Here is a 25,878-nt window from a genome sequence, read left to right on the forward strand (position 1 = left end):
TAAGTTACAAAATATAAATCAGCAGAACACGGTATTTTCTACTCCTCACTGTGATTGAAATAAGGTAAAGTGGAGCGATTTAAAATATATACTCAAGTATCTTGACGTCACTGGGTATAATCCATTTCTAGCTGAAGGGATCAGCGATGTAGGGGCATGATGCGTAATGTTGGCAAATAGTAAATCTTCACAATCATCTTCAACTCAAACTTTCTTACCATCTCTAAATCAAGGTTACGATGTTGAGCCTTTGGTCGATGCTTTCTTAAATGAATTAAAAGCGTCTGGCTTTACTGGCGACATCGAGCAAACCTATGCAAGCCGTTTGGCTGTCGCGACCGATAACAGTGTTTATCAGCAACTTCCTCAAGCGGTAGTGTTACCAAAAGATAATAAAGATGTGCAGCTCATTGGTAAAATAGGGGCACAAGACAAATTTGCTACCATCACTTTCTCACCGCGCGGTGGGGGCACTGGCACCAACGGACAATCATTGACCAAAGGTATTGTGGTCGATATGTCGCGTTATATGAACAAAGTGCTTGAGGTTAATGAAAAGGAAGGCTGGGTTCGTGTTCAATCTGGTGTGATTAAAGATCAACTTAATGACGCCGTTCGTTCTTTCGGATATTTTTTCTCGCCAGATTTATCGACTAGTAACCGAGCAACATTAGGCGGAATGATTAATACCGATGCGTCTGGTCAAGGCTCGTTAAAATACGGTAAAACTTCTGATCATGTATTATCGCTGCAAGCCGTGTTTGCTGATGGTTCAATGTATGAAACCGATGGATCACAAGGTGAGCCTGAATTAGGTACATTGGCTGATAAAGCGTATCGAATGACCGAAGTGGTTTGCCGTGAAAATCGCGCGGCCATTGAATCGAAATTTCCACCATTAAATCGTTTTTTAACGGGTTACGATCTGAAAAACGCTTTGTCATTCGAGCAAGATGAATCGGGTGTGTTTGATCTAGGTCGAGTGCTTTGTGGCGCAGAAGGTTCATTGGCTTTTATTACGGAAGCAAAACTGAATTTAACGCCAATTCCTAAATCTCGTTCTTTGGTTAATATTAAATATAATTCTTTTGATTCTGCATTAAGAAGTGCGCCATTAATGGTTAAGGCGCAAGCGTTATCGGTCGAAACGGTGGATTCAAGGGTATTGAATTTAGCTAAGCAAGATATTGTGTGGCATACCGTGAGTGAATTGCTCACCGATGTTCCGGGTAAAGATATGCAAGGTATCAACATTGTTGAATTTGCAGGCCAGAACGATCAAGAAGTCAAAGCGCAAGTGAGTGCGTTAGTCGACACATTAGAAAAACAGCTTGAAACGGAAGATGGCGGCATTATTGGTTTCCAGGTTTGTCATGATTTAGAAAGCATTAATAAAATCTACAACATGCGTAAAAAAGCAGTTGGGCTTCTAGGTGGGGCAAAAGGGCGAGCCAAGCCGATTGCCTTTACGGAAGATACTTGTGTACCACCGGAAAACTTAGCGGACTTTATTGCTGAGTTTCGCACGCTACTTGATGAAAAATCACTAAATTATGGCATGTTTGGTCATGTTGATGCTGGGGTGCTTCACGTTCGTCCTGCTTTAGACCTGTGTGATCCTGAACAAGAAAAAATGATGCATCAGGTATCGGATGAAGTCGTTAAGTTAGTCGCTAAATATGGCGGTTTAATGTGGGGTGAGCATGGTAAAGGTTACCGCTCAGAATATGGCCCTGAATTTTTCGGCGATGAATTGTTTACGCAATTGCGTCGAGTGAAAGCCGCATTTGATCCACTCAATAAAATGAACCCGGGGAAAATTTGTACTCCGCTTGAAAGCCAAGATCAGCTCGTGAAAGTATCGGATACCAAGCGTGCTTTTTATGATCGCCAAATTCCGGTTACGGTGCGTGATAGTTTTAGACAAGCCATGGAATGTAATGGTAACGGCTTGTGCTTTAACTATGATGTGAACTCACCTATGTGTCCGTCAATGAAGGTCACAGCGGATCGTCGTCACTCTCCAAAAGGTCGGGCAGGTTTAGTGCGTGAATGGTTGCGTCAATTAACCGCAAACGGAGTAGATATCCTCGATTTAGAAGAAACGACATTAAAGCAGTCAACGTCGATAAAAAGCATGATTGATCGCGTGCGTAACTCGATGAAGAAGAAAGATGAATATGATTTTTCTCATGAAGTTTTCGATGCTTTAAATGGCTGTTTAGCGTGTAAAGCGTGTGCTAGTCAATGTCCGATTAATGTTGATGTACCCTCTTTCCGTTCACGCTTCTTAAACGTTTACTACACTCGTTATCAGCGTCCAGTTAAAGATTACCTAGTGGGTAATATTGAAAGTTTATTGCCGCTAATGGCTGCTATGCCAAAAGTTACCAATGGTATGTTGGGAATGGGGTGGGTGCAGTCTTTAACTAAAAAGACCGTTGGCTATATCGATACCCCGTTATTATCACTACCAACCTTAAAACAGAGTTTAGACAATCAACAATGGGATAGCCGATTCAGTTTGTCACAACTACAATCGCTGTCAGAAGATAAACGCCAAGACTACCTATTGATCGTTCAAGATCCGTTTACGAGTTTTTATGATGCTGATGTCGTGTCAGACTTTGTTGATTTAGCCGTGAAACTGGGTAAAAAACCAGTCGTATTGCCGTTTAAACCCAATGGTAAAGCTCAGCATGTTAAAGGTTTTTTAAAGCAATTTACTCAAACCGCCACTTCAACCGCTGAGTTTTTAAATCAGCTGGCTGAGCTAAATATTCCTATGGTTGGCGTCGACCCTGCAACCGTACTTTGTTATCGAGATGAATATCGCGAGGTACTTGGTGAGAAAGCGGGAGAGTTTCAGGTTTTAAGCGTGCATGAATGGTTACAGCCAAACCTCGCGACATTTGTCTATTCGGCAAAAGCGGATGATAAACCTTGGTATTTGTTCTCTCACTGTACCGAGAAAACCAAGTTACCCAACTCAGAAAAGCACTGGGGCGAAATCTTTAGCCACTTTGGCGGTGTGTTAACGAGCATTTCTGTTGGCTGTTGTGGTATGGCGGGAACCTTTGGTCATGAAGCAGATAAGTTTGAAATGTCACAAGGTATCTATCAGCTAAGCTGGCAGCCAAATATTAACCGTTTGGACAAAGAGCGTTGCTTGGTTACTGGCTATTCTTGTCGTAGCCAAGTGAAGCGTTTTGAGGGGATGAAGCCTAAGCACCCACTACAAGCCTTGCTTACGATGTTGGAGTAGAGCATTAAGCAACTGAATCGTTAAATAAAAAAAGGCCTGAAGCGAAAGATATCGTTTCAGGCCTTTAGTTTTGGTCATGTTTCTCAATGATTAGAAATCGTAACGGATACCCGCTTGGATTTGATCATCTAGGTCATCAATCATTTCAAACTTGTAACCAGCGTAAGTGCGTAGGTTGCTGTTGAACTTGTAAACTGCTTCGATTGCAACGTTATCAACTGCGTCATCGTTGCCATCATTTTCTGTTGCGTAGTTATATACGCCAACGAAAGTCCACTTATCCAGTTTGTATTGAGCTGAAACTTCATAACCATCGTTGTCATCACTATTACCAGTAGCGTCATCGCTAAAGTTCATTAGATAAAGAGCACCGAAAGTAAAGTCTGCAATAGAGTATTGTACACCGATATCAACTTGGTTAGCGTCTTGGTCAGCGACTTTACCGCCAGCATAGCCCACACCAAAATCTAAGCCGAAATCAAATGAGTACATACCAGCAATCGTGTATTGGTCAGAATTTGCTTCTTCTTCAGCGAGGTAGTTAGCGCCGAGTGTAAAGCCGCCAAATTCACCTTTATATGCGAAGTTGTTTTCTTGCTTATCGCTACCTGCACGTAAAGCTACGGCATCATCGGCATCTGCGCCAAACGTTGCCATGGTATCGGTGAAGTCCGTGATCATCACTAATGCAGTATCTTGTTTACCGTAAGAGAAATCACCCACTTGAGTACCAATACCACCGAATAGGTAACGAGTTTTGATGCCATCAGATCCGTCAGCTTCATTTTCGTACTTACCAAAACCTGAAAGGTCATCTGTTATTTGAGTCTTACCAGAAATACTTAAACGAGCACGGCTTTTATCGTTAAATGCACTTTCGGTTTTATCTCCAGTGGTTAGATCATATTCTTCATTGTTATCTGAAACATTGAAACGTGCCTCTGCACGGCCGCCAATTTTCAGCTCAGAAGTATCATCCTTATAAACGGTCGCTGCTAGAGAAGAAGTAGAAACCATTGCTGTCAAAATTGATGTGGCTAGAACTGCTTTTTTCATTGTTTTAAATCCTATTTTTTTAAATTAGAGACTTACGTGTCTTCTTGGTGTTGAAAGTACTCTAGAATAGGAATGTTAAGAATTGGTGTCTGTTGTATTACGTTTTGATGTATTGCTAGAGGTGATAACAAAATGTGATCTATATCTCGAAAAAAGCCAAAATGCAGAACACTTTGGCTTTAAATTGATTGGGGTTTTGTAGATTAAGTTATGAAGGTAAGTAGATTGCGCCTAATACCGCAAAGCGTGAAGCTCCGGTTGCAGCAGGTAGGTTACCCGGTAAACCATTGATCGTTTGATGTGCGAGCCAAGCAAAAGCCATTGCCTCCATGTAATCGGCATCAATACCATATTTCAATGTATTGCCTATTTGCCATTCGGGAAGCCGTTGTTGCAATCTTTCCATAAGCAATGGGTTATTTGCACCGCCGCCACAAGCCAATAATTCATTGGTGCGATTTGCTTGAGTCAGCTTTTCTACTTCGTTAGCAATAGTGATAGCGGTAAATTCAGCGAGCGTGGTAAGGACATCTTCATTACTTAGAGTAAAGCCAGTTAATTTTTGTTCTAGCCAAGGTAGGTTAAAGAGTTCTCGTCCTGTGCTTTTCGGCGCAGGAAGTTGTAGGTAACTTTCGGTTAATAGTGCTTCAAGAAGTGATTGATCTACTTTGCCAGATCGGGCGATTGCCGCATCTTTATCATAAGGTTGACCAAAGTGCTTCTGAACCCAAGCATCCATTAACATGTTACCTGGGCCTGTGTCGTAGCCTGATGTTTGATCACCATCAATGATGGAAATATTGGCAATGCCGCCGATATTTAAGATCACGATATTATTATCAATGTGATCAAATAGTGCTTTATGAAATGCAGGAACGAGTGGTGCACCTTGACCGCCCAATGCCATATCTTTACGACGAAAATCTGCAACCGTAGTAATGCCAGTTTGCGCGGCAATAATATTGGCATCACCCATTTGCATGGTGAAAGGGTAAGCGGAATCTGGCGCATGAAACACCGTTTGGCCGTGGCTACCAATGGCTTTGATATCGTCTCTATTTAAACTGTTTTTATCGATTAGTTGATCCACTGCATCGGAAAAAACCTTACCCAAACGATGATCAATTTCGCCGATTTTCAATAACGTGGTTTGTTGGCCAATGCACACACTTAATACGTCTTGTTTTAAATCCTCAGGCATGGTGAAAAAATCTTGTGCCAGTAAGCGAATCGACTTGCCATCGGTTTCAACTAATGCGGTATCCACACCATCTAAACTGGTGCCAGACATAATGCCGATATATTTTTCCATAGCTTACCTTTTGAGTCGTAATCTAAAATTAATTAGTTTAAAGACAGAGTTTTAAACATACATGATTAGTGTCAGAATAGTGTATACCCAAGTCACTTCAAGATGCGAGTTTCAGCAAGATTAAAACAAGTTTTAGGCAAGGCAAATTGAATATGATCATAGTTATTCTATCTCTGTTCAATTTAACGCAGCATAAAGCTTGTTTTAACTTGCCCTTCGGGAGCTTCATCCAAACCTTTATACCGCATCAGATTGGTTTGAGAGGTGCTTACATTCCTTCGCCAATCTTCCTTGTCTAAAGGTCTGGATGATAGCTCTGAATTCTGCATCTTGAAGTCACTTGGGTATATAACCTTAAATCAGTACCATAAATCACGTTTGTCGATTATTTTGGTGCAATATTCGATACTGAGAAGGAAAATACAATGGGTCCATTGTGGTTAGACGTTGAAGGCTATGAACTTGATCCGGAAGATAAAGACATTTTGGCGCACCCAACCGTTGGTGGTGTGATCTTATTTGCTCGCAACTACCATGATAATGAACAACTTATCGCGTTAAATCATGCTATTCGTCGAGCAGCCAAGCGTCCTATTCTTATCGGTGTTGATCAAGAAGGCGGCCGTGTACAACGTTTCCGTGATGGTTTTACCAAAATTCCACCAGCTCAAGCCTATGCTGAAATGGAAAATGGTGTTGAAGCGGCGGAACTTGGTGGTTGGTTAATGGCAGCAGAATTGATTGCTCATGATATCGATTTAAGCTTTGCACCTGTACTCGATCAATCATTTCAATGTAAAGCGATTGGTAGCCGTGCCTTTGGTGAAGATCTTGAGACTATTTTGACCTACAGCTCTGCTTATATGAAAGGTATGAAGCAAGTTGGCATGGCAACCACAGGTAAACACTTTCCTGGCCATGGTGGCGTGATTGTTGATTCTCACTATGAAACCCCATTTGATAATCGCAATGATATTTTTGAAAATGACATGGCGATTTTTAAAGCGCAGATTGATGCTGGAATTCTCGATGCCATGATGCCAGCACATGTGGTTTACCCTAATTACGATGACCAACCAGCCAGCGGTTCGCCTTATTGGTTGAAGGATATATTGCGTAATCAACTTGGTTTTAAAGGCATCGTATTTTCTGATGATTTAAACATGGAAGGTGCCGCAATTATGGGCGGACCAGCCGAGCGTTCTTTGAAATCAATGCAATCAGGCTGTGACATGGTATTGATGTGTAATAACCGCTCATCCGCAGTTGAAGTACTCGATAACCTACCCATCGTAGAAGTTCCGCAAGCGATGAGCTTACTTAAGCAGCAGAGCTTTAGTTTAAAAGAATTGCAAGCCACAGAACGTTGGCAGCAAGCGAACCGTATTATGAATCAGTATTGGGATAACGCGCAGTAATACAGAATTTATTGCAACCCAAAAGAAGTGGTGGGATTGCATTCTCACCACTTTTGTTCCAAAATTCTCACCAGTTAGGCTGCTTAGGTTAGTCTACAATCCTTTCGTATAATCTCACTGATTGAACCGTTTGTTCTAGGTGTGAGAGTCTCTACCAGAATCCTCAAATTCTGATTACGAAGAGTAAGCGGGCGATCGTTTTCTCTTTGTATCAATACTATCAATCATAACTTTTAAACCCATTAAATTGGATAGCTTACTTATCTTGATTGATAGAAGTCACCTATACTCGATTTAGAGCAAAGGTTTACCGAACAAAAGAAAAATCGTTGCGCATTCATTTTTAATCGAAAAGGATGTAACCAATGAATCCACATATAACCGCATTTATCCAAGGCTTACCCAAAGTCGAATTGCATTTGCATATTGAAGGATCACTTGAGCCCGATCTCATGTTTGAGCTTGCTAGGCGCAATAACATTGAAATTCCATTTAAGTCACCTGAGGAAGTGCAAGCCGCTTATCAATTTGAGGATTTGCAGTCGTTTCTTGATATCTATTATCAAGGCGCCAATGTGTTGATTAATGAGCAAGATTTCTTTGATTTAACTTGGGCTTACCTACTGCGTTGTAAGAAATATAACGTGATCCACACTGAAATTTTCTTTGATCCGCAAACTCATACTGCGCGTGGTATTGCTTTTGAAACGGTGATTAGTGGTATTGATAAGGCGATGCAAAAAGGGCGCGTGGAGCTCGGTATTTCGAGCCAAGTTATCATGTGTTTCTTACGTCATTTAGATCAAAATTCAGCCTTTGAAACCTTAAAACAAGCGTTGCCATTTAAAGATAAGATCATCGGAGTTGGGCTTGATTCTTCTGAGCAAGGTCATCCACCAGAAAAGTTTAAAGAGGTATTTGAAGCGGCGATTGAGTATGGTTTTTTAACAGTAGCGCATGCAGGTGAAGAAGGACCGGCAGCTAATATTCATAATGCAATGAAGCTACTCGGTGTTTCACGAATCGATCACGGAGTACGTTGTGTTGAAGATTCTGAATTGGTAAAACAGCTAATAGAAGACCGCACGCCATTAACGGTTTGCCCACTATCGAACACTAAACTAAAAGTTTTTGAGGATATGAGCGATCACAATATTGTCGATTTATTGCGACAAGGGCTGTGTGTCACGATTAATTCTGATGATCCGGCTTATTTTGGTGGTTATATGACGGATAACTTTATGGCGGTGGCGGAAGCATTACCGTTATCGCTGGAAGAGCTACAAGCATTCTCACTTAATGCGATTGAAGCAAGTTTTATTAGTGATGAAGAAAAGAAAAGGTTGGTAGATCAGGTTACTTGCTTTAGTCGTGAGTTTCTGGCTTAAATCGATTTAACTTATCTAGATCATAGAGCAAGTATAAAAAAACAGGCTTGAATATCGCTTCAAGCCTGATTTATATCCAAGTGACTTGGGTATCTATATGATATTAATTGACGGATTATCGGTTTTCGAAGCGGTTATAATCTAGTAATCCAGCTTCTATCGGTTGGTCGTTTTCATACCATTTATGTAACTTATCACTAAAGGCCCAAAAATCAGGATCACTGCGTCGAATACCATATTTATCTAGCAAAGTGACGTAGTCTTGATCTTCTTTAATGCTAGATAAACCTTGATAAAAATCGGCAATGTCTTTTTCTTGTACCTGCATAAAGGCGGCAGGATAACTACCGACGACACCTTTCACAAACGTCAGATCATCATTTTCAAGATCACGATTACTTTCTTCATCAAATAAGCTAGAGATATTGGTATGAGCGTTATTGTGAATTAAGGTAAATACCTGATCTTTACCGCTGTCTGTAGTGATAAGAACCGTTACTAACTGCGGTACTTGGCGTAACCCTTTGCCTTTAATATCATCAATCTTACGTAATATCGCTTCGTTTTGTGGAGATAATCCGGTATCTCGAATTTCGTATCGATGACCAAGCACCGGCTCTAAACGTTTTTCAAGCATGGCATACAATTCATCTTGCGGCTTATCGGTTTTATATTGAATGCTGCTTGGTTGCTCAAATGTTTTCACATCACGCTGAATAAAGGCGCTTAGCTGTGGTGATGGGTTTTGATACCAGCTTTCCATTAATTCATGTCTGTCTTTAATCGGTAGTAAGGATAAGAAGTTTTCCTCTCCTTCCATTCGTAAGAAATCCATAAACATGCGAGTCATCAGCTGGTGGCCGAAGTTGCCGTACACATCAAACCCATCGACTAATAAGTATTGAATTCGTTCTAATAACGCATAGTCAATAATCCAAGCGGTTTTAGGTGGTTTACCTACTAAGCCTTTGACGACAGAGGCACTATCAAAGTGACGGAATATCGTTAAGGCTGCATTATCATTTTTACCTTCACCATCCCATACGAGGTCGGTGGTTAAATGAGCACCATTTTCGAACCAATGATTCATCGCTTGCGTTTTAGCTTTTAAGTAACGAGCTTGCTGTTCAGAATAAGCAACCCATTGATAAATAGGTACGACATTACTTTGTTTTTCCGATGGTAATTTTAAGTTGTCCGTTTGGTCATAATAGAACTTTTTAACATCAGGTAGTTGGGCAGTTTTAGGGTCAACAAAGAACACCCAAAATCGGTCATTAATAACATTAAGCGCTAATTGGCCCCGACACACAGGGCCTTTAATAAAGCTCATAATGGTATTTTGCGCGTTATCTAGCATGAAGTTATAACGAGCTTCTACCGGTAGGGCTGCAAAGGCAGTCATTGGGTTAGCTGCTACTGTTGGTTTATAGCTAGGTAGTTCTTTTACGTCATAGTCTGGTTTGATAAACAATTCTTGAATACGAATCAGCTTATTATCATTGAGTGCATAAGGTTGGTGGGTTTTATCAACAATAGTGGCAGGGTAGGCGACTAGGCGATAATAAACGCGCTCAACATTTGGATCATCGTAAGGGCGACGAGTGGCAATACGATTGACTGGTTGACCTGGTGGTGTTGTTGAACGAACTAAAGCAAAAAATTGAATAGGTGTATCTTTGGTGGCTTTTAAATGATCGGAAAAATAGAGATGTGATAAAAATAAGTGCTCATAAATATAACGACTAGTAAGCTGCTGTTTTAATGAACCACCATTGAAAAAGGCCTCCCACTTTTTTACTTCAGTTTGCTGATCGTTAGATAATGGCGCATGTGCCGTCATCGTTGCACCATTAGATAACCATGCCATTAATTTGTTGTGCTCAGTATTATTTAACGCAGGCATTCCATAAGGCATTCCCCAGGTTGGATAGTCAGCTTGATATTGGTCTAAGCCTTCAATGGTTGGGCATTGTTGATTACGATCTATATTAAAATCAAAACCTTCTAATTGTTTTTGGTCGGGTAATGGGTGAGCTTGTTTTTGTTCTAATAGACGAGCAACTAAGCCTGCTTCCAAATTTGCTTCTGGAATTTGTGAACGCTCATTCAAAATAGGATGGAAGCCAATATCGCGCCATTGTTCTGTGGTTTGAGCATCTTCAAATAAACGAGTTGGGTTAGATGCAGTAAGGCGGGTACCTTTATAAACAAGGCTCTTGTTAGCACCACGATCGATACCTTCAACGGAAGACAATTTTAACTGACAAGGCGCATCATAACAGGCATGGCAAACTACGCAGCGATTATCTAAAATAGGCTTTATTTCATTAACAAAGTGCTGGGCGGCTTTACTGTTGTATTCTGGGGTTCTATCTTGGATTTGTGCTTTACCGAATAAATTATCGTAATTTAATCCGGTATAGACGGCACAGCCTGAAAAAAGGGTGATCAAAAATAAGAAAGTTAGGTGTTTTAATTTCATATAAATACCAAGAAAACCCATTTAATTAAGTGCTTATCATCAAGAATAGCAAATAAGTGGTTAATAGAAAAATAAACAATTGAAGCTAGGAATTTAAATTTTTATAATCACGTCTTATGTTAAGTAAAATACTATAAAAATCAGTTTGTTGAATGTTTTCTGTGAAAATCTTTATTGCATTGCTAGCTTAAGGCATTACACAATTTATTTTGTATTTTTTTGGATTCTACCTGCTTAAAAAATAAGGTAAAAAAGTTTATTTTAATTATAGCTGTGTGCTAAATTCACTATACCCAAGTGACTTCAAGATGCAGAATTCAAAGCTATCATCCAAGCCTTTAAGCAAGGAAGATTGGCGAAGGAATGTAAGCACCTTTCAAACCAATCTGACGCGGCATAAAGCTTGTTTTACTCTTGCTGAAACTCGCATCTTTAAGTTACTTGGGTATAAACATTTTTAAAATATTAAAAACGAGCATATTGAATGAAAAAGTTGAAAGTAGCGATCGTAACAGCGCTTGGCGTGACAACTCTAAGTGGCTGTATGGGTCAAATGGGCGTTACAGGCCTAGTCACTAAAGTTAACTTAATGGCTGTTGATAACCGTTATGCGCGTGAAGGTGTTTTCCTTCTTCTCAGTCCAGTTTACGGTATTGCTACTATTGCCGATTTATTCATTTTCAACTCAATTGAGTTCTGGACAGGTAGAAACATCATCACTAATAAAACTCCAGCGCTTGTTGATAAAAGCGTTGAAGCTTGGTTAAAAGTGAACGATAAAGTCGATAGCTCTCTAACTGGTGTTCCAGTTCAGAGTAACGTTGCTGACGTTGAAAACACAACTATCCAAAAAATTGACAACAACACGCTAGAAATGAATATTTCTTACGTAAACGGCACTCAGAAAACGCTACGTGGTGTGAAAACTGGTGATGCTGTTGCGTTCTACGCGAACAATGAACTTATCACTACAGTAAGCGTTCAAGAACTAGAAGATTACGTAGCATCAGCTCAACTGTAATCAACATTTTTTAGCGACATTGCTATAAGATTATGTTTAGGGTCGATCAGTGATGATCGGCTCTTTTTTATTTGTTTAATCTGAAACTGGTGTTATGTCTGTATGAGTTCGACTTAAGTTCTACAGATTTCTTCCTCAGAACACGGCATAGTGATTTTAAAGGTGAAAAGGGAGAGGGGTGACAATGGAAATGTTCTTGATTGTGTTTGAAAAAGCGGTGCTGTTATCTGGTATCGCAGGCGTGCTATTTAGCTTATTTGAATATGGAAAACGTAGCCAAGATTGGAAAGGAGTCGTGACGGTTTTCTATAAGCGTGTTGATATGACAATGAGCGAGTTCAAGTTTTATAAGTTTGGAGTTAGCTTGTTAGTTTTTGCGGTCGTTCTTCGGATTGCGATTCTTACATTCTTTCCATAAAAGACTGATAAATAATGAATTTCATTTCATCCAGTATTGACTTGGTAGTCAGTTTCTGAGTTGCTTTCTGACGTAAGGTATCACAAAAAAATTTAAAATAGCAGACTAGCAATAAAAAAATCACAGCCTATAATGCTGAAAACCGGAGCGTCTGCCAACGCTCCGGTTTTTTTGTGTCCGAAATATAGATGAGCACTTCTGCCAAAGTCGTCATCTCGCATGCAATAGATACACGATTGCCGCGCCAAAAGGACGCATACACTCTATGTCATTAAGGAAATTTGCATTATGCGTATCGAACAAGAACTTAAGTTAGGCTTTAAAGATGTGTTATTCCGCCCGAAGCGTTCAACATTAAAAAGTCGTTCTCAAGTAAATTTAACTCGCGATTTTACGTTCAAGCACAGCGGACGTCAATGGTCTGGTGTACCAGTTATTGCCGCTAATATGGATTCTGTTGGTAGTTTCGATATGGCGAAAGCGTTAGCAGAACATGGTGTAATGACTGCAATTCATAAACACTACTCAATAGAAGACTGGAAAGGCTTTATCGAATCAAACGATGCGAGCGTATTAAATAACGCAATGGTATCAACTGGTACTTCAGAAGCTGATTTTCAAAAAACTAAAGACATCATGGCAATGAGTGATGATTTGATCTTTATCTGTGTTGATATTGCGAATGGTTATTCTGAGCACCTCGTTGACTACGTAATGAAAGTTCGTGAAGCGTTCCCTGATAAAGTGATCAGCGCAGGTAATGTCGTTACAGGTGATATGGTTGAAGAGCTTATTCTAGCGGGTGCAGATATCGTTAAAGTTGGTATTGGCCCAGGTTCTGTATGCACGACTCGCGTGAAAACCGGCGTTGGTTACCCACAACTTTCCGCTATTATCGAATGTGGCGATGCCGCTCACGGCCTAGGTGGCATGATCATCGGTGACGGTGGTTGTACATGTGCAGGTGACGTATCGAAAGCCTTTGGTGGCGGTGCAGATTTCGTAATGTTAGGCGGCATGTTAGCTGGCCATGAAGAATCAGGCGGCGAGCGCATTGAGCAAGATGGCAAAACCTTCATGAAGTTCTACGGTATGAGTAGTCAGTCTGCAATGAAGAAGCACTCAGGTGGTGTAGCCAAGTACCGTGCTGCGGAAGGTAAAACCGTATTGATTCCATTCCGTGGAACCGTGCATGACACGATCAACGATATTCTAGGTGGCGTACGCTCAACTTGTACTTATGTTGGTGCAGCGAAGCTTAAAGAGCTAACCAAGCGTACTACTTTTATCCGTGTTCAAGAACAAGAAAACAATGTGTATGGTAGAGAGTAGAGTTTTCGGATGTGAATAATGTTGATACAACCATAAATTGATATTTACAACCATAAATTGATATTTACAACCATATATTGATATTTAGTACAACCATAATTTGATATAGCCTCTTCATGGTCTAAACTTACGTAAGTTTACGGCAAAATCGTGAAGAGGCAATATTATGTCTGATATACCTTCCCCTTCTACAGCCACCCATTGTTGATGAGCTTCAAATGCTGATTTTTCTGTGTAATCGGTACGTATATTTTCAAATAAAACTGGCTTGCCAGTCCACGGCCAAGGAGTTAGCTCAACGTCATAGCGATATGCTTTTTTGGTATTTTTCCACAACCAAGAGCCGTTACAAACGTTGATTAGGTATCTTGACACTAACTCCTGCCAACCGATTCGTTTTTCGTAGAGTTCGATTAACTTAATTAGCGTATTTTTGACATTGTCTGAATTGCACTTGTATGGTTTCCGTAACTCTGAAGAGAAAGATACTGAGAAAAAACATTCAATGTAGCTAGCTCCGAAAGGGACGCTACAAAAATCAACAGTATGTGGATTACCATGTGCTAGTTTTTCTGCTGTAGCATTATCTTTAATTTTCCCCGATGAGTCATAGGCTAGTGCAGCTGTCTCCATCTGCCCAAGTACGGTGCGAGAGCTATATCTGAGCGGCTCTTTCGCTCCGTCGGGCCAAACAACAAAAAAGCAAACATCAGAGGGGGTGATGGAACGCTCATAAGCTAAGTTGGTTGGTAGTTCCATGATGGTTATTCCTCTGTTTGCAATACGATATGGTCATGATGATATTGATAACACCATAAAATTTCATTTGGGTCAGTTGTGTTCCCAAAAACTATAGGATTGATGAGTCCAATAATAGATTCGGCAAATGCATGTCTATAGTTTCGTAGCGTGTCCTTTTTCTCTACTGGTTGCTCTAGCAGATGATATCCAACGCAGGAAGGGGTTAACCATTGGCTGCTTTTTACGTTTGTTACCATGTCATCATAGCTGTTGAGAGGATGCTTGTAGAGCGAGAGCCATTTTCCAGTTTGTGTCGGTATATGTTTAATGGCGGAAGTTAAGTTGTCGACTGACTGAATGTTATGAAAGTCTACAATAGAAATTTTGGCAGTCCCACGAGCGAGACGTTTGGGTAGAGCTTTGATGATTGAGTCGATGGGCATAGTTGGTTGATGTGTGAATTTCAAGATAAGACTAAATGTGAAATCACACTGCCAATCATCATGTATTGATGGGGGAGATATAGTGCCGTTAGTTTTTTCTACAAACTCTTTGGTTAAACCACGTTTGTCTAAATGGAACTGATGAATACAGATAGCAAACGACTCAATTTTCGTTGCTGAGTGTAACTCTCGCAATTTACGTTCAAATGCATGCACATATCCATAGAATGCGGTTAGTGAGGGAATACCGATTGTTACGGAAGAGCTCAATGCAGATGCTCCAGAGACCTTGATATTGGGTAAGAGCAAAAAGGAACCAGCCTTTGAGCTAGGCTCATCAATGGCTGGTTCAAGTAGAGGGGTATTTAACTCTAGTTTTAGTAGGCTATGAAACAACCTAGTGAGCTTGGGAATATACGCAAAACGCTTCGTCGCTTTCGCTTGAGAAAGGTCGTAATTTAAGTTCTCTGTTAGTGTTTTTGCATCTATCTCTGCATCTTGTCGAGAAATCCATGTTCGAATCATAATTTGAATACTGTCGGCTACCAACTTACGCTGTGCTTGTTTTCGATTCTCAGGTATCAGTAGCCTGTTCAGTTGTAGGTAGTCTTTTAACGATTGAATATTTTCTTTCGATAGCCAATGCTCATTGTTGTTGAGCTTATGGTGATGTGTATTTGAGAAGTTAGGAACAGATCTAAACATCCTTAAAGCACCACCGCTTGTCACCGGGAGTACACCCATGTTGGTACTACGGCTAAAGCGAGTTATTGCACGATATTGATAATTCTCGCTTAGTGCTTGGTAACATTGACTTTGTATTGCTTGAGAGGCAACAGGAGATAGCGAAACATATGAACCTTTATCATCAGGCAATGAAAGTTGAGTTAAGTAGTTGCCCGTTAGTGTTACGTCGATTTTTTGCTCTTCATAGCACCGCAATTTTTTGACTACTGCTTTTTGTGTTTTCTTGTAACAGCCTAGTTTCAGCAACTTGGTCCATAAAATATGTGATTCATCTTGTAGAAAGATAGCAAGGCATGAAACTGAGCCTTTCCAACAGAACTCACTAGTAAGGAAAGCGCTTTTATTGACATATTTCGAATCATGGCTGTAAGACCAAAAGTGCGGTGGTAATTTAGATGAAGACAATAAATGTTCTGGAAGAGAGTTCAAAGTAGATGCTCGAATAACACCTTCAGCTCGAATATCAGGGAACTTTAGGTTGTGACTTTGAATATACGCGATAGTGTTCAGGCAAAGCCTCCACCACTTTTCATCCCGTATTTTTTCTTTACATCTCGCACGATCAAGAAGGTTTTTTTGATCGGCAGTCTTATCTGTCAAGTTAACCAATGCTGTGAGGGCATCTAATTCTTTTCCATCAATATTAATGTGTGGAGTAAGAGGCCTGAATGCTCGCTTTAATTCCACGTTTAAATCAACTGGTTTTGATTGTAGTAACTCTTTCAAATTATCCATTTACCACCTCGATATATAGAAAGAGCGATTAAATTCATCAGTTTGAAACTCGGCTAACCAAAGGCAGAAAATGTCGCCCAAATAAAAGAGGTAATCGTTAACCTCAAGGGGGGGATTTGGTTTAGTTTTACGATTTGGCTTTAAGATGCGTTGTTCAACCATTGATGCGACCTCATCCAAGCTGCAATTGAGGAATACAGCGGCCTCTATAGCGTTCATCCGAAGTTTGGCGACCAAACCACTGTTATCCCACAAATGCGTCTCTATATGTCGTAGAAGCTCTCCTAGAACGATATTATGCTGAAGGTTACGCTCTGGTAATCGAACAGAATTAAAAAAGAATCGCCCCATAAGATCTTTTACACGCAATTCAGTCCGTCCAACAATGGCGTGTTCTAGGTTGAATTCGATTTCACTATCAATCATTGAATGAAATGAACTTGGCCAGTCCGAGAAAAATTGGACGAATGAAAAGTACTCGAATTCATTACCACTGATGTGGCTCCACCAATGTACCAATCCCCAGCGGTAGCTTTGTGGAAGATTTGGTAGAGCTTTAGATGTATTACCAGCGAGCCAACTTGAAACAGTGGATATTGCTTTATGGCTATTATCTGGAATTTTCGTACTGATAGTTTTTTTGCAGTCACCGCACATTCCACTTAAACCAGAAACTCGATAATCGTATTCTGCACCACAACTACAGCTGTTGACCAAAGGCACATCATGGATATGGCAGTAATCGTAACCTTCAAAATGCCAAAGGTAAGAAGCATAACCATTTTCCTGTAAGCATATAGGGCAACAAGGTAGAGACGCACTACGAAGTAAACTGCGCGGAAAAACTTCGGCACCACGTATTACAGCGTTGGTTGAGGGGGAGTATTGTAAGTTCGTCCTGTTTATTGCTAACCCAAGTATTTCAGGGGGTTCATTAAATGTCATGTGAGAAAATTTCAGAAATGAAGCGGTTCGTGCACTGGAACTATTTTTAGCGACACATGGATTTATTCTAGTGATATGCGTTGGAAAGGTTTGATAGCCGTGATGGTCAATGTCTTGTAGGAAGCGTTTGGTGGCTTCTAGGAAACGATGGACATCATCATATCCATTTTTGTTTGCCACACGGATAAAGAAGCTCTCGATGCTTTCATCGCTATAAGGTTTAGGTCTTTGCAAAAACATAGAGCTCCTCCTCACTCTAATATAGGAGTTAAAAGTTCGGTTAACAGGGTTTTACTTGGGATTGAGAGGCTAGCCACAACTTTCTGATTTTGGTTATGTTGGCGTAGAGTAGAGTTGTGTAATTGAATATTAACTCAACGCTTAATGCGGTAAACTCTATTCCCATAGGTAAAAATAGTTACGGACGTCAAAATGGCAACTTTACTCAGTTGGCTTGGTAGAACAGATCTTGATCAAATGAAGCTGGATAAGCCTGCTTCAATTGCAACGATTGCTTTGAAAGGTAAACCTCTAGACAGCATTATTATACTTGCCAGTACATGGGAAGATGAATGGTACGACTATAAAGAATGGTTGGAAAAAAAACTGGCCTGTGTGGGGCGTTCCAAGGCCTCAGTGACTATCCAACGTGTTCGATTGGCATCACCAATAGACTATTCATCTATAACCCGAGTGATGCAAAAACAATTGAATGAAGCAGCCTCTAACTCTGAACAAGTTTATCTTAATCTTACTTCTGGAACGCCAGCAATGGCTGTTGTTTCTGTCTTACTTGGTAAGAGCATCGGAAAATGTCAGATCCTTCAAACATCGCCCAAAGGTGATTTAATCGAGGTTGAGATTCCTGTCGATTTTGCAACTGAATACACCAAAGCCTCCTCTGATGCCATACAATCTCTTACTTCAGACAGCCCTAAATTAAATCCCGCTTTTGAAGCTATAACAGCAAATTCAAAAATTATGCAGCTTCTAGTGAAAAAAGCTCATAGACTCGCATTATCTGATTTACCTGCACTCGTGCTTGGTGAAAGTGGGTCAGGCAAAGAAGTCATGGCAACCGCAATTCACAATGCAAGCTCTCGCTCTGATAAACCATTCAAAGCGGTTAACTGTGGTGCATTACCAGAGAACTTGGTGGACTCAATTCTGTTTGGTCACGTCAAAGGGGCGTTTACTGGGGCAGACAAAGATCATTCTGGGCTATTTGAACAGGCAAATGGCGGCACTTTGTTCCTGGATGAAGTGGGCGAGCTGCCACTCAATGTCCAAGTAAAATTACTTAGAGCGTTGCAACAAAAAGAAGTGACGAGAGTCGGTGACGTTAAATCAAAGGTTGTTGATGTTCGCATTATTGCGGCTACGCACCAAGATCTATTTCAGATGACATCACAAGGAGCCTTTCGGGAAGACTTATTTTACCGACTCGCCGTCGGGGTTATTGAAATGCCACCCCTGAGAGCAAGAGCGGAAGACATTCCAGAACTTATTTCTACACTAATGAGTGATATTAACCAACAGGCTGAAAAACACCCTCTGTTTGAAAGTAAAAAAATTTCCTATGATGCAATAAATTTTGCAAAATCTTATCCATGGCCCGGAAATATAAGGGAGCTTTGGAATACACTGAATCGAGCAGTCTTATGGTCTGAATCTAGCACTCTTTCTGCTGAAGACCTTCAATCGTCAGTATTAAGTGCAGGTAAAAAACAACCTCCACAGGGAGAATTTTCTGTACCCGGGGATATACAGCAATACATTGATATTATTAAGAAAGGTGCGGTTGAATCAGCTTTAGAGTATAGTCGTAATAATAAATCCAAAGCAGCTGAAGTACTAGGTCTAAAGAGTCATCAAACGTTAAGCGGTTGGATGACAAAATTAGGTATTGAAGAATAAGCAAGTTGGCTAAAACAGGGTTGGCATACCCATTGCTTATTGAGGTCAGGAGTACAATAAGAGTGAAAACGTCAGTGAATTTTGAACATTTAAGAAAAGACTGGCCAGAACTGGCTGAACTGGGTGCATTTGCTGAAGCTTATGCAGTGACAGATCCGCAAAGCTCGATGGTTAAGCTTCGTTGCTATGTCGAAAAAATCGTTGGCTATCTTTATCGAGAGCTACGTTTACCCGTATTGCCAAATGCGTCGATTCACGACAAGCTGACGAGTGCCTCATTTACTGCCGTCATTCATAAAGATATTCTTGATAAATTTCACGCCGTGCGCAAAGGTGGCAATAAAGCTGCTCATGACGGATATGTGAATCAGCATGATGCGCTTTGGTTACTCAAAGAATCCTACTTAATTGGTTGCTGGCTTTTCATCGCCCATGGCGATGGTTCTCAAGAAGAATGCCCGCGCTATTCTCAGCCTGATAATGCTCCCTTAGAAGGTGAATCTAAAGCAGATTTCAAACGTAAAAACAAACAACTACAACAAAAACTCGCTCAGAATAGTGAGCAGCTTACACAGGCATTAAAAGAGCTTGAAGAGGCGAAAGAAGCTCAGTTGTTAGCTCAGCAGGCTGCCAATAAGATCAAGTTAGAAGTTGACCAAACTAAGGTTGATAAGCTAAAGCGTAACACCCTTAAGTTGAAAAACAGCTTTGACTTTAACGAAGCAGAAACTCGTAAACGTCTAATCGATTCGGAGCTGAGAAGTGAAGGCTGGGACGTTGCGCTGGCAGAGGTGAGTACCGAGCAAGTATCAAAAGAGTACGAAGTGGATGGCCAACCGACACAATCAGGTAAAGGTCGTTGTGATTACGTACTGTGGGATGACAACGGTAAACCATTGGCAGTTATTGAAGCGAAGAAAACCCGAGTGGATGCACGATCAGGGCAAGAGCAAGCCAAAATTTACGCTGATGCGTTAGAAAAACAAACGGGTCAACGTCCAGTTATTTTCTATACCAATGGCTATGATCTCTGGCTATGGGATGACGCTCAGGGTTACATACCACGTAAACTGTTTGGTTACTACTCTAAAGATAGCCTGCAATACCTTATCCAACAGCGTGCTTTGAAAAAAGATCTCAACAGTACACCGATAGACACTGAAGTAGCAGGTCGACTCTATCAAATGGAGTCGATTACTCGTGTATGTGAACGATTTAGCGGTAAGCACCGTAAAGCGCTGATTGTGCAAGCAACAGGCACGGGTAAAACGCGCGTTTCTATTGCATTGACCAAGCGTTTACTTGATGCAGGTTGGGCAAAGCGAGTGTTGTTCTTATGCGATCGTAAAGAGCTACGCAAGCAAGCGGCAAACGCATTTAATGAGTTCACTAAAGAGCCGTTATTCGTAAAAGGTAAAAGCAAAAAAGATCTTGCGAGTAATGCGCGTATCGTGATCGCGACTTACCCAGGTATGATGCAAACCTTCGAAGAGTTTGATGTCGGTCACTTCGACCTTATTATTGCCGACGAATCGCATCGTTCCATCTACAACAAGTATGGTGAGCTGTTTAAGTATTTTGATGCGCTACAAGTAGGTTTAACGGCAACGCCTGTAGAGATGATCTCCCGCTCGACTAGTCAGTTATTTAGTTGTGATTACAAAATGCCAACGGCCAATTACCCGTTAGAGCAAGCGATCGAAGAGGGTAACCTTGTTCCTTTCAAAGTTGTTTCTCATACCACCAAGTTTTTACGTGATGGCATTAAAGGCAATGAGCTCACTGATGATCAGATAGCTGAGCTGGAGGATCAAGGCATTGACCCGAATGAGCTCGATTTTGATTCAAAGCTGATTGATAAAGCCATCTTCAATAAAGACACCAATCGCCAAATCATCCGTAATCTGATGGAACGTGGCCTTAAAGATGCCGATAATCAATTACCGGGTAAATCCATCATTTTTGCTCGTAGCATTAAACATGCAGAACTTATCGCCGACCTGTTTGCTGAAATGTACCCTGATCTGGGTGGCAATTTTTGTCGAGTGATTCACTCGAAATACGAACGTGCGGATGAGCTGATCGACAATTTCAAAAGTGCCGAAGGCAACAAAGACGAAATCACCATTGCGGTTTCTGTCGACATGCTCGATACCGGTATTGATGTGCCGGAATGTATCAACCTTGTGTTTGCTAAACCGATTAAATCTAAAGTGAAATTTTGGCAAATGGTGGGGCGCGGTACCCGTTTGTGTGAAAACTTGTTTGGCCCAGGTGAGCATAAAAAGCATTTCTTGATTTTCGATCACTGGAACAACTTTGAATACTTCAAAATGAACCCAGAGGAAGATGATGGTGCACAGGGTAAGTCTCTTGCGCAAAAGGTATTTGAAGCGCGGCTAAACTTGGCTGATGAAGCACTCAAACGCGCAGAAATGGATATATTCGATGCAGTGATCCCACAGATTAAAGCCGATATAGAATCGCTTAATGACAAAACCATCGAGGTGCGTGAAAACTGGCAAATCAAAGCGCAGCTAAGTGATGAGAAAATCTTGCACCAAATGGCTCCGGATACCAAAGAGCTACTGCGAACTAGGATGGCTACTCTTATGCAATGGAAGCCAATTACTGGAGAGAGTGAAGCTTTGCGTTTTGATCTCCAGCTCTTAGAGCTTGAGCTTATCAAACTCAAACAACCTTCCAAGGTCGATATTGTTGCGATGCCGATTATGGACAAGGTCACCACACTTTCTATGCACCTTAACGAAGTGCGCAGTAAGGCCAGTACGATTAAGCAGGTGCAGCAGCCAAATTTTTGGAATGATGCTGATTACCATGAATTAGAAGCTTGCCGAAGAGAGCTACGAACGGTGATTCATTTGCGTGATAAAGGCGCGACACCACCACTTAAGCCAGCACCTGTGCTGGACGTGAAAGAAGATGCGGCTGAATATCGTACTGAAGACGTGAAAACCGATATTGTGACGGTGGACTATCAGATCTATAAACAAGAGGTCGAAAAAACGCTGTCACCATTGTTCGAATCTAATGAAGTTTTACAGAAAATACGTGCAGGACAATCAGTAACAGAGGCGGATTTAGACACGCTCAATGCGCTCGTGCATACTCAAAATCCAAATGTCGATCTCTCGATTTTGAAAGTGTTCTTCCCAGAATCAACCGCAGGGCTCGATCAGATTTTGCGTACTATTGTTGGGATGGATGCGAAAGCGATTGAAGGAGAGTTTACAGCTTTTGTGCAACAAGTACATACGCACCTAAATTCAAGACAACAGCGCTTTATCGGTATGCTAAAAAATCACCTTTGTCGCTACGGTAGCATTGATATTGAACAGTTGTACGACGCACCATTCAATCAAATTGATGACGCTGGTTTAGATGGTGTATTCCCCATCCCAGCCCAAGCGGATGTGGTGGAGCAGTTTGTTCGTCGCTTTAGTGTCCAATTGGGTGAGAAACAAGCAAGTGTCGAGAAAGTGGTGAATTAATCCTTTAGAGATACCAACCTGCTAAGTACACTACAACCAATTATGATTGATGCTATTCATTTTAATTAAGTGAGAGACTTGTTAGCAAGCCGCAGCGACAATTACCATAAAAGAATATAGAGAACAGATAATGATTACATCAGGCGCATTAAAGAGCCAAATTGACAAACTATGGGAAGAGTTTTGGACGGGCGGGATCACCAACCCGTTAACCGTGGTTGAGCAAATTACCTATTTGATGTACGCCCGCATGCTAGACATGAACGAGCGTAACGACGAAAAACGCAGTGCTCGTACAGGTAAACCATTTTCAAGTAGATTCCCTGATGATAAGCAGCATATCCGTTGGGAAAACTTCCGTCATCTTGGAGCAGAAAAATTATACCCACTCGTAAAAGACGAACTCTTTCCGTATTTCAAAGAACTCACGTCTGATGACACCTTGTTTGCTGAGTTTATGAAAGATGCGCAGCTAATGATCCAAAAACAATCGTTATTGGTGAAAGCAGTTGAGTTGGTGAGTGAACTACCATTAGAAAATAAAGATGTAAAAGGTGACTTGTACGAATACCTTCTGTCTAAATTGACTACCGCAGGTATCAATGGCCAGTTTCGTACACCGCGCCATATTATTCGCGCCATGATTGAAATGCTTGACGTAGAAGAAACCCACCGAATGTGTGACCCAGCCTGTGGTACTGGTGGCTTCTTGTCTTCGACTTACGAATATCTGCTAGAAAAGTATTCGTCACCTGAAGGTGTAGAGAAAGAGCAAGCCTTTGACACTGAAGGTAAGCCTGTTTTAGATGTGCATGGCAAGCCAATTTTCAATTACCTTTACGCGGGTGACAAACTAGAAAATCGTCACCATATCGATACGGACATGTTCCACGGCTTTGATTTTGACTCAACAATGCTGCGCGTGGCAGCAATGAATTTGGTAATGCACGGTGTTAAACAGCCAGACATCCATTACCAAGATACCCTAAGCCAAAGTTTTATTGAGCGTTATCCTGATGAGGCGAAAAACGGTTTTGATATTATTCTAGCCAACCCGCCATTTAAGGGTAGCTTAGATGAAGAAGATGTCGATCCTGCGATTCTAAAAGTCGTTAAAACCAAAAAGACTGAACTGCTGTTTGTCGCACTGATCCAACGTATGCTGAAAGTGGGCGGCCGCACTGCCACCATCGTCCCTGATGGTGTGTTATTTGGTAGCTCTAAAGCGCACCAAACGCTACGTAAACACCTAGTGGAAGATAACCAGTTGGAAGCGGTGATCTCGCTACCAAGCGGTGTATTTAAGCCTTATGCGGGCGTTTCTACGGCGATTCTGATTTTCACCAAAGGTGGCAGTACCGATAACGTTTGGTTCTACGACGTTCAGGCTGATGGCAAATCGCTCGATGATAAGCGCACTCCAATCAAAGACAACGACTTGCCAGATTTGGTCAAACAGTACAAAGCCTATCAAGCGGCAGTAGTTGAAGGCGGCTCTACTGAACAATGGGCAGACAAAACACAAAAAGCCTTCTTGGTAGCAAAAGACGACATCAAATTGAACAAATATGACCTGTCGATCAACCGCTATAAGGAAGTGGTGTACGAGCAAGAATGCTACGAAGAACCAAAGGTGATCCTAGGTAAACTCAAAACTCTAGAAAATGAGATTCTGGCTGATCTAAATGAGTTGGAGTCGATGCTATGAGTTGGCCGTTGGTAAAACTTGGTGACGTCGCAAAGCTCATTAATGGTGACCGAGGAAAAAATTACCCTTCTAAAGGATCGTTTGTAGATAAAGGGACTCCATTTATTAATGCGGGTTGCTTAAGTAATGAACATACTCTAATCCATGCAGAGCTAAATTTCATAACTGAAGAGAAGTTTGATTCACTACGAAGTGGAAAAATAGAAAAAGGCGATATCCTTTTTTGTCTGCGAGGATCTTTAGGTAAGTTCGCTTTAGTCAACACAAACATCAAGGGGGCAATAGCTTCGTCTCTAGTAATTATTCGTGCTAATGAGAAGGTGTGTATTGACTATTTGAAACACTATCTTGGAAGTTTTTTATGTCAAAGAGAGATTCAAGCCTATGAAAATGGCGCTGCTCAGCCAAATCTATCAGCAACCGATTTAAAAAGCTTTCAAATCCCACTCCCACCACTAGAAGAACAAAAACGCATCGCAGCTATTTTGGATAAAGCCGATGCGATTCGCCAGAAACGCAAGCAAGCCATTGACCTTGCCGATGAGTTTTTACGCAGCGTGTTTTTGGATATGTTTGGTGATCCGGTAACGAACCCTAAGGGGTGGAAGGTTAAGAATATTGTTAATCTCGCAGCTAAAGAAAAACATGCGATCAAACGAGGTCCATTTGGTGGCGCACTAAAGAAAGAGATTTTTGTCAATTCTGGATACTTAGTTTACGAGCAATATCATGCATTAAACAATGATTTTGAATTTGCGAGATATTTTATTGACGAAAGCAAATATCAAGAGCTTGAGGCATTTAAGGTGAGCGTAGGTGACATCATTATTAGTTGTTCTGGTGTGAATTTAGGTAGGCTCGCAATAGTTCCAGAGGGTAGCCCTGAAGGAATAATAAATCAGGCTCTGCTTAAGGTTAAACTTGATGAGTCAAAAATGTTAAATGACATGTTTGTGGCAATCTTTACTCACCCCAATTTTAAGAATGAGTTTTTTGGTGAGCATCGAGGAAGTGGTGTTCCTAACCTCCCACCTATGAGTACATTTAAGGAGTTTGGTTTCATCGTGCCACCACTAGATGAACAAAAACGATACTTAAAGGTCGTAGATAAAGTAAAAGTTTTAAAAAGAAGAATTGCAAACTCAGTATCTTCAGCTAATGAACAATTTAACTCTTTAAGTCAAAAAGCCTTCTCAGGCCAACTATAAATTTCAGAGGTGTCTTCGGATGCCTCTTTTTTGCTCAAAGGTTAGGTCCTTTCTATTTTAAATACCGGAAAATAACATCGCTTATCATTGGTGATTTCAAGGGCATAAAAGCCAAGTTGAGACCTCAATGATACATATCACATCAGTGGCTATTCAGATAATCTCTCTTAACTTAACCGTAAAATTAATTACATACTTGTAAATTAACTTCCCAATTTAAAATGTGA

General features: G+C 41.0%; 16 protein-coding genes and 1 riboswitch. Of the genes, 10 read left to right on the forward strand and 6 right to left on the reverse strand.

What is annotated here, in order from left to right:
- Window positions 1–166 precede the first annotated feature (166 nt).
- Entirely contained in the window at window positions 167–3,265 is a 3,099-nt protein-coding gene (locus ACN0T8_RS13470; RefSeq protein ID WP_417881141.1) for an FAD-binding and (Fe-S)-binding domain-containing protein, read from the forward strand.
- A gap of 90 nt (window positions 3,266–3,355) precedes the next feature.
- Here ACN0T8_RS13470 and ACN0T8_RS13475 read toward each other — a convergent pair whose 3' ends face one another.
- Complete coding sequence (locus tag ACN0T8_RS13475; RefSeq protein ID WP_417881142.1) at window positions 3,356–4,321, reverse strand: porin; 966 nt, start codon at window positions 4,319–4,321, stop codon at window positions 3,356–3,358.
- Between the two features lie 208 nt (window positions 4,322–4,529).
- A complete protein-coding gene (locus ACN0T8_RS13480; RefSeq protein WP_417881143.1) occupies window positions 4,530–5,633 on the reverse strand; it encodes an anhydro-N-acetylmuramic acid kinase in 1,104 nt (367 codons plus the stop codon).
- Window positions 5,634–6,058: 425 nt separating this feature from the next.
- Here ACN0T8_RS13480 and nagZ point away from each other — a divergent pair, with 425 nt between their 5' ends.
- Both nagZ and ACN0T8_RS13490 read left to right on the forward strand, forming a co-directional pair.
- The gene (gene nagZ / locus ACN0T8_RS13485; RefSeq protein ID WP_417881144.1) at window positions 6,059–7,051 is read left to right on the forward strand and encodes a beta-N-acetylhexosaminidase; all 993 of its coding nucleotides are present in this window, start codon (window positions 6,059–6,061) and stop codon (window positions 7,049–7,051) included.
- An 84-nt stretch (window positions 7,052–7,135) separates the two neighbouring features.
- Window positions 7,136–7,248: riboswitch (purine riboswitch) on the forward strand.
- 180 nt (window positions 7,249–7,428) lie between these two features.
- Window positions 7,429–8,439 (forward strand): adenosine deaminase, encoded by a 1,011-nt coding sequence (locus ACN0T8_RS13490; protein WP_417881172.1) that lies wholly within the window; start codon window positions 7,429–7,431, stop codon window positions 8,437–8,439.
- A gap of 115 nt (window positions 8,440–8,554) precedes the next feature.
- Here the strand turns inward: ACN0T8_RS13490 and ACN0T8_RS13495 are convergent, their stop codons facing one another.
- Window positions 8,555–10,924 carry a fatty acid cis/trans isomerase gene (locus tag ACN0T8_RS13495; protein WP_417881145.1) on the reverse strand — a complete coding sequence of 790 codons (2,370 nt, stop codon included), beginning with the start codon at window positions 10,922–10,924 and terminating at the stop codon, window positions 8,555–8,557.
- A 484-nt stretch (window positions 10,925–11,408) separates the two neighbouring features.
- Between ACN0T8_RS13495 and ACN0T8_RS13500 the strand changes: the two genes are divergently transcribed.
- The 3 genes from ACN0T8_RS13500 (at window position 11,409) to ACN0T8_RS13510 (ending at window position 13,695) form a co-directional block, all read left to right on the forward strand.
- Window positions 11,409–11,945 (forward strand): DUF3332 domain-containing protein, encoded by a 537-nt coding sequence (locus tag ACN0T8_RS13500; protein ID WP_417881146.1) that lies wholly within the window; start codon window positions 11,409–11,411, stop codon window positions 11,943–11,945.
- 184 nt (window positions 11,946–12,129) lie between these two features.
- Entirely contained in the window at window positions 12,130–12,363 is a 234-nt protein-coding gene (locus ACN0T8_RS13505; protein WP_417881147.1) for a hypothetical protein, read from the forward strand.
- Window positions 12,364–12,651: 288 nt separating this feature from the next.
- Window positions 12,652–13,695, forward strand: coding sequence for a GMP reductase (locus tag ACN0T8_RS13510; protein ID WP_417881148.1), 1,044 nt, complete (start codon window positions 12,652–12,654; stop codon window positions 13,693–13,695).
- 114 nt (window positions 13,696–13,809) lie between these two features.
- On the opposite strand, the gene ACN0T8_RS13515 is transcribed toward ACN0T8_RS13510, so the two are convergent.
- The 3 genes from ACN0T8_RS13515 to ACN0T8_RS13525 are packed head-to-tail and all read right to left on the reverse strand — an operon-like array spanning window position 13,810 to window position 17,546.
- Complete coding sequence (locus ACN0T8_RS13515; RefSeq protein ID WP_417881149.1) at window positions 13,810–14,454, reverse strand: type I-F CRISPR-associated protein Cas7f/Csy3; 645 nt, start codon at window positions 14,452–14,454, stop codon at window positions 13,810–13,812.
- A 5-nt stretch (window positions 14,455–14,459) separates the two neighbouring features.
- Window positions 14,460–16,361 carry a type I-F CRISPR-associated protein Csy2 gene (locus ACN0T8_RS13520; RefSeq protein WP_417881150.1) on the reverse strand — a complete coding sequence of 634 codons (1,902 nt, stop codon included), beginning with the start codon at window positions 16,359–16,361 and terminating at the stop codon, window positions 14,460–14,462.
- Window positions 16,362–17,546 (reverse strand): TniQ family protein, encoded by a 1,185-nt coding sequence (locus ACN0T8_RS13525; protein WP_417881151.1) that lies wholly within the window; start codon window positions 17,544–17,546, stop codon window positions 16,362–16,364.
- A gap of 192 nt (window positions 17,547–17,738) precedes the next feature.
- Between ACN0T8_RS13525 and ACN0T8_RS13530 the strand changes: the two genes are divergently transcribed.
- The 4 genes from ACN0T8_RS13530 (at window position 17,739) to ACN0T8_RS13545 (ending at window position 25,651) form a co-directional block, all read left to right on the forward strand.
- The gene (locus ACN0T8_RS13530) at window positions 17,739–19,223 is read left to right on the forward strand and encodes a sigma-54 interaction domain-containing protein (protein WP_417881152.1); all 1,485 of its coding nucleotides are present in this window, start codon (window positions 17,739–17,741) and stop codon (window positions 19,221–19,223) included.
- A 62-nt stretch (window positions 19,224–19,285) separates the two neighbouring features.
- Window positions 19,286–22,735 carry a DEAD/DEAH box helicase family protein gene (locus ACN0T8_RS13535; RefSeq protein ID WP_417881153.1) on the forward strand — a complete coding sequence of 1,150 codons (3,450 nt, stop codon included), beginning with the start codon at window positions 19,286–19,288 and terminating at the stop codon, window positions 22,733–22,735.
- 130 nt (window positions 22,736–22,865) lie between these two features.
- Window positions 22,866–24,443 carry a type I restriction-modification system subunit M gene (locus ACN0T8_RS13540; protein ID WP_417881154.1) on the forward strand — a complete coding sequence of 526 codons (1,578 nt, stop codon included), beginning with the start codon at window positions 22,866–22,868 and terminating at the stop codon, window positions 24,441–24,443.
- Complete coding sequence (locus ACN0T8_RS13545) at window positions 24,440–25,651, forward strand: restriction endonuclease subunit S (protein WP_417881155.1); 1,212 nt, start codon at window positions 24,440–24,442, stop codon at window positions 25,649–25,651. The genes ACN0T8_RS13540 and ACN0T8_RS13545 overlap by 4 nt, the downstream gene beginning before the upstream one ends.
- The last annotated feature ends 227 nt before the right edge of the window (window positions 25,652–25,878 follow it).

Source organism: Vibrio sp., assembly GCF_048266485.1.
Lineage (GTDB): Bacteria > Pseudomonadota > Gammaproteobacteria > Enterobacterales > Vibrionaceae > Vibrio.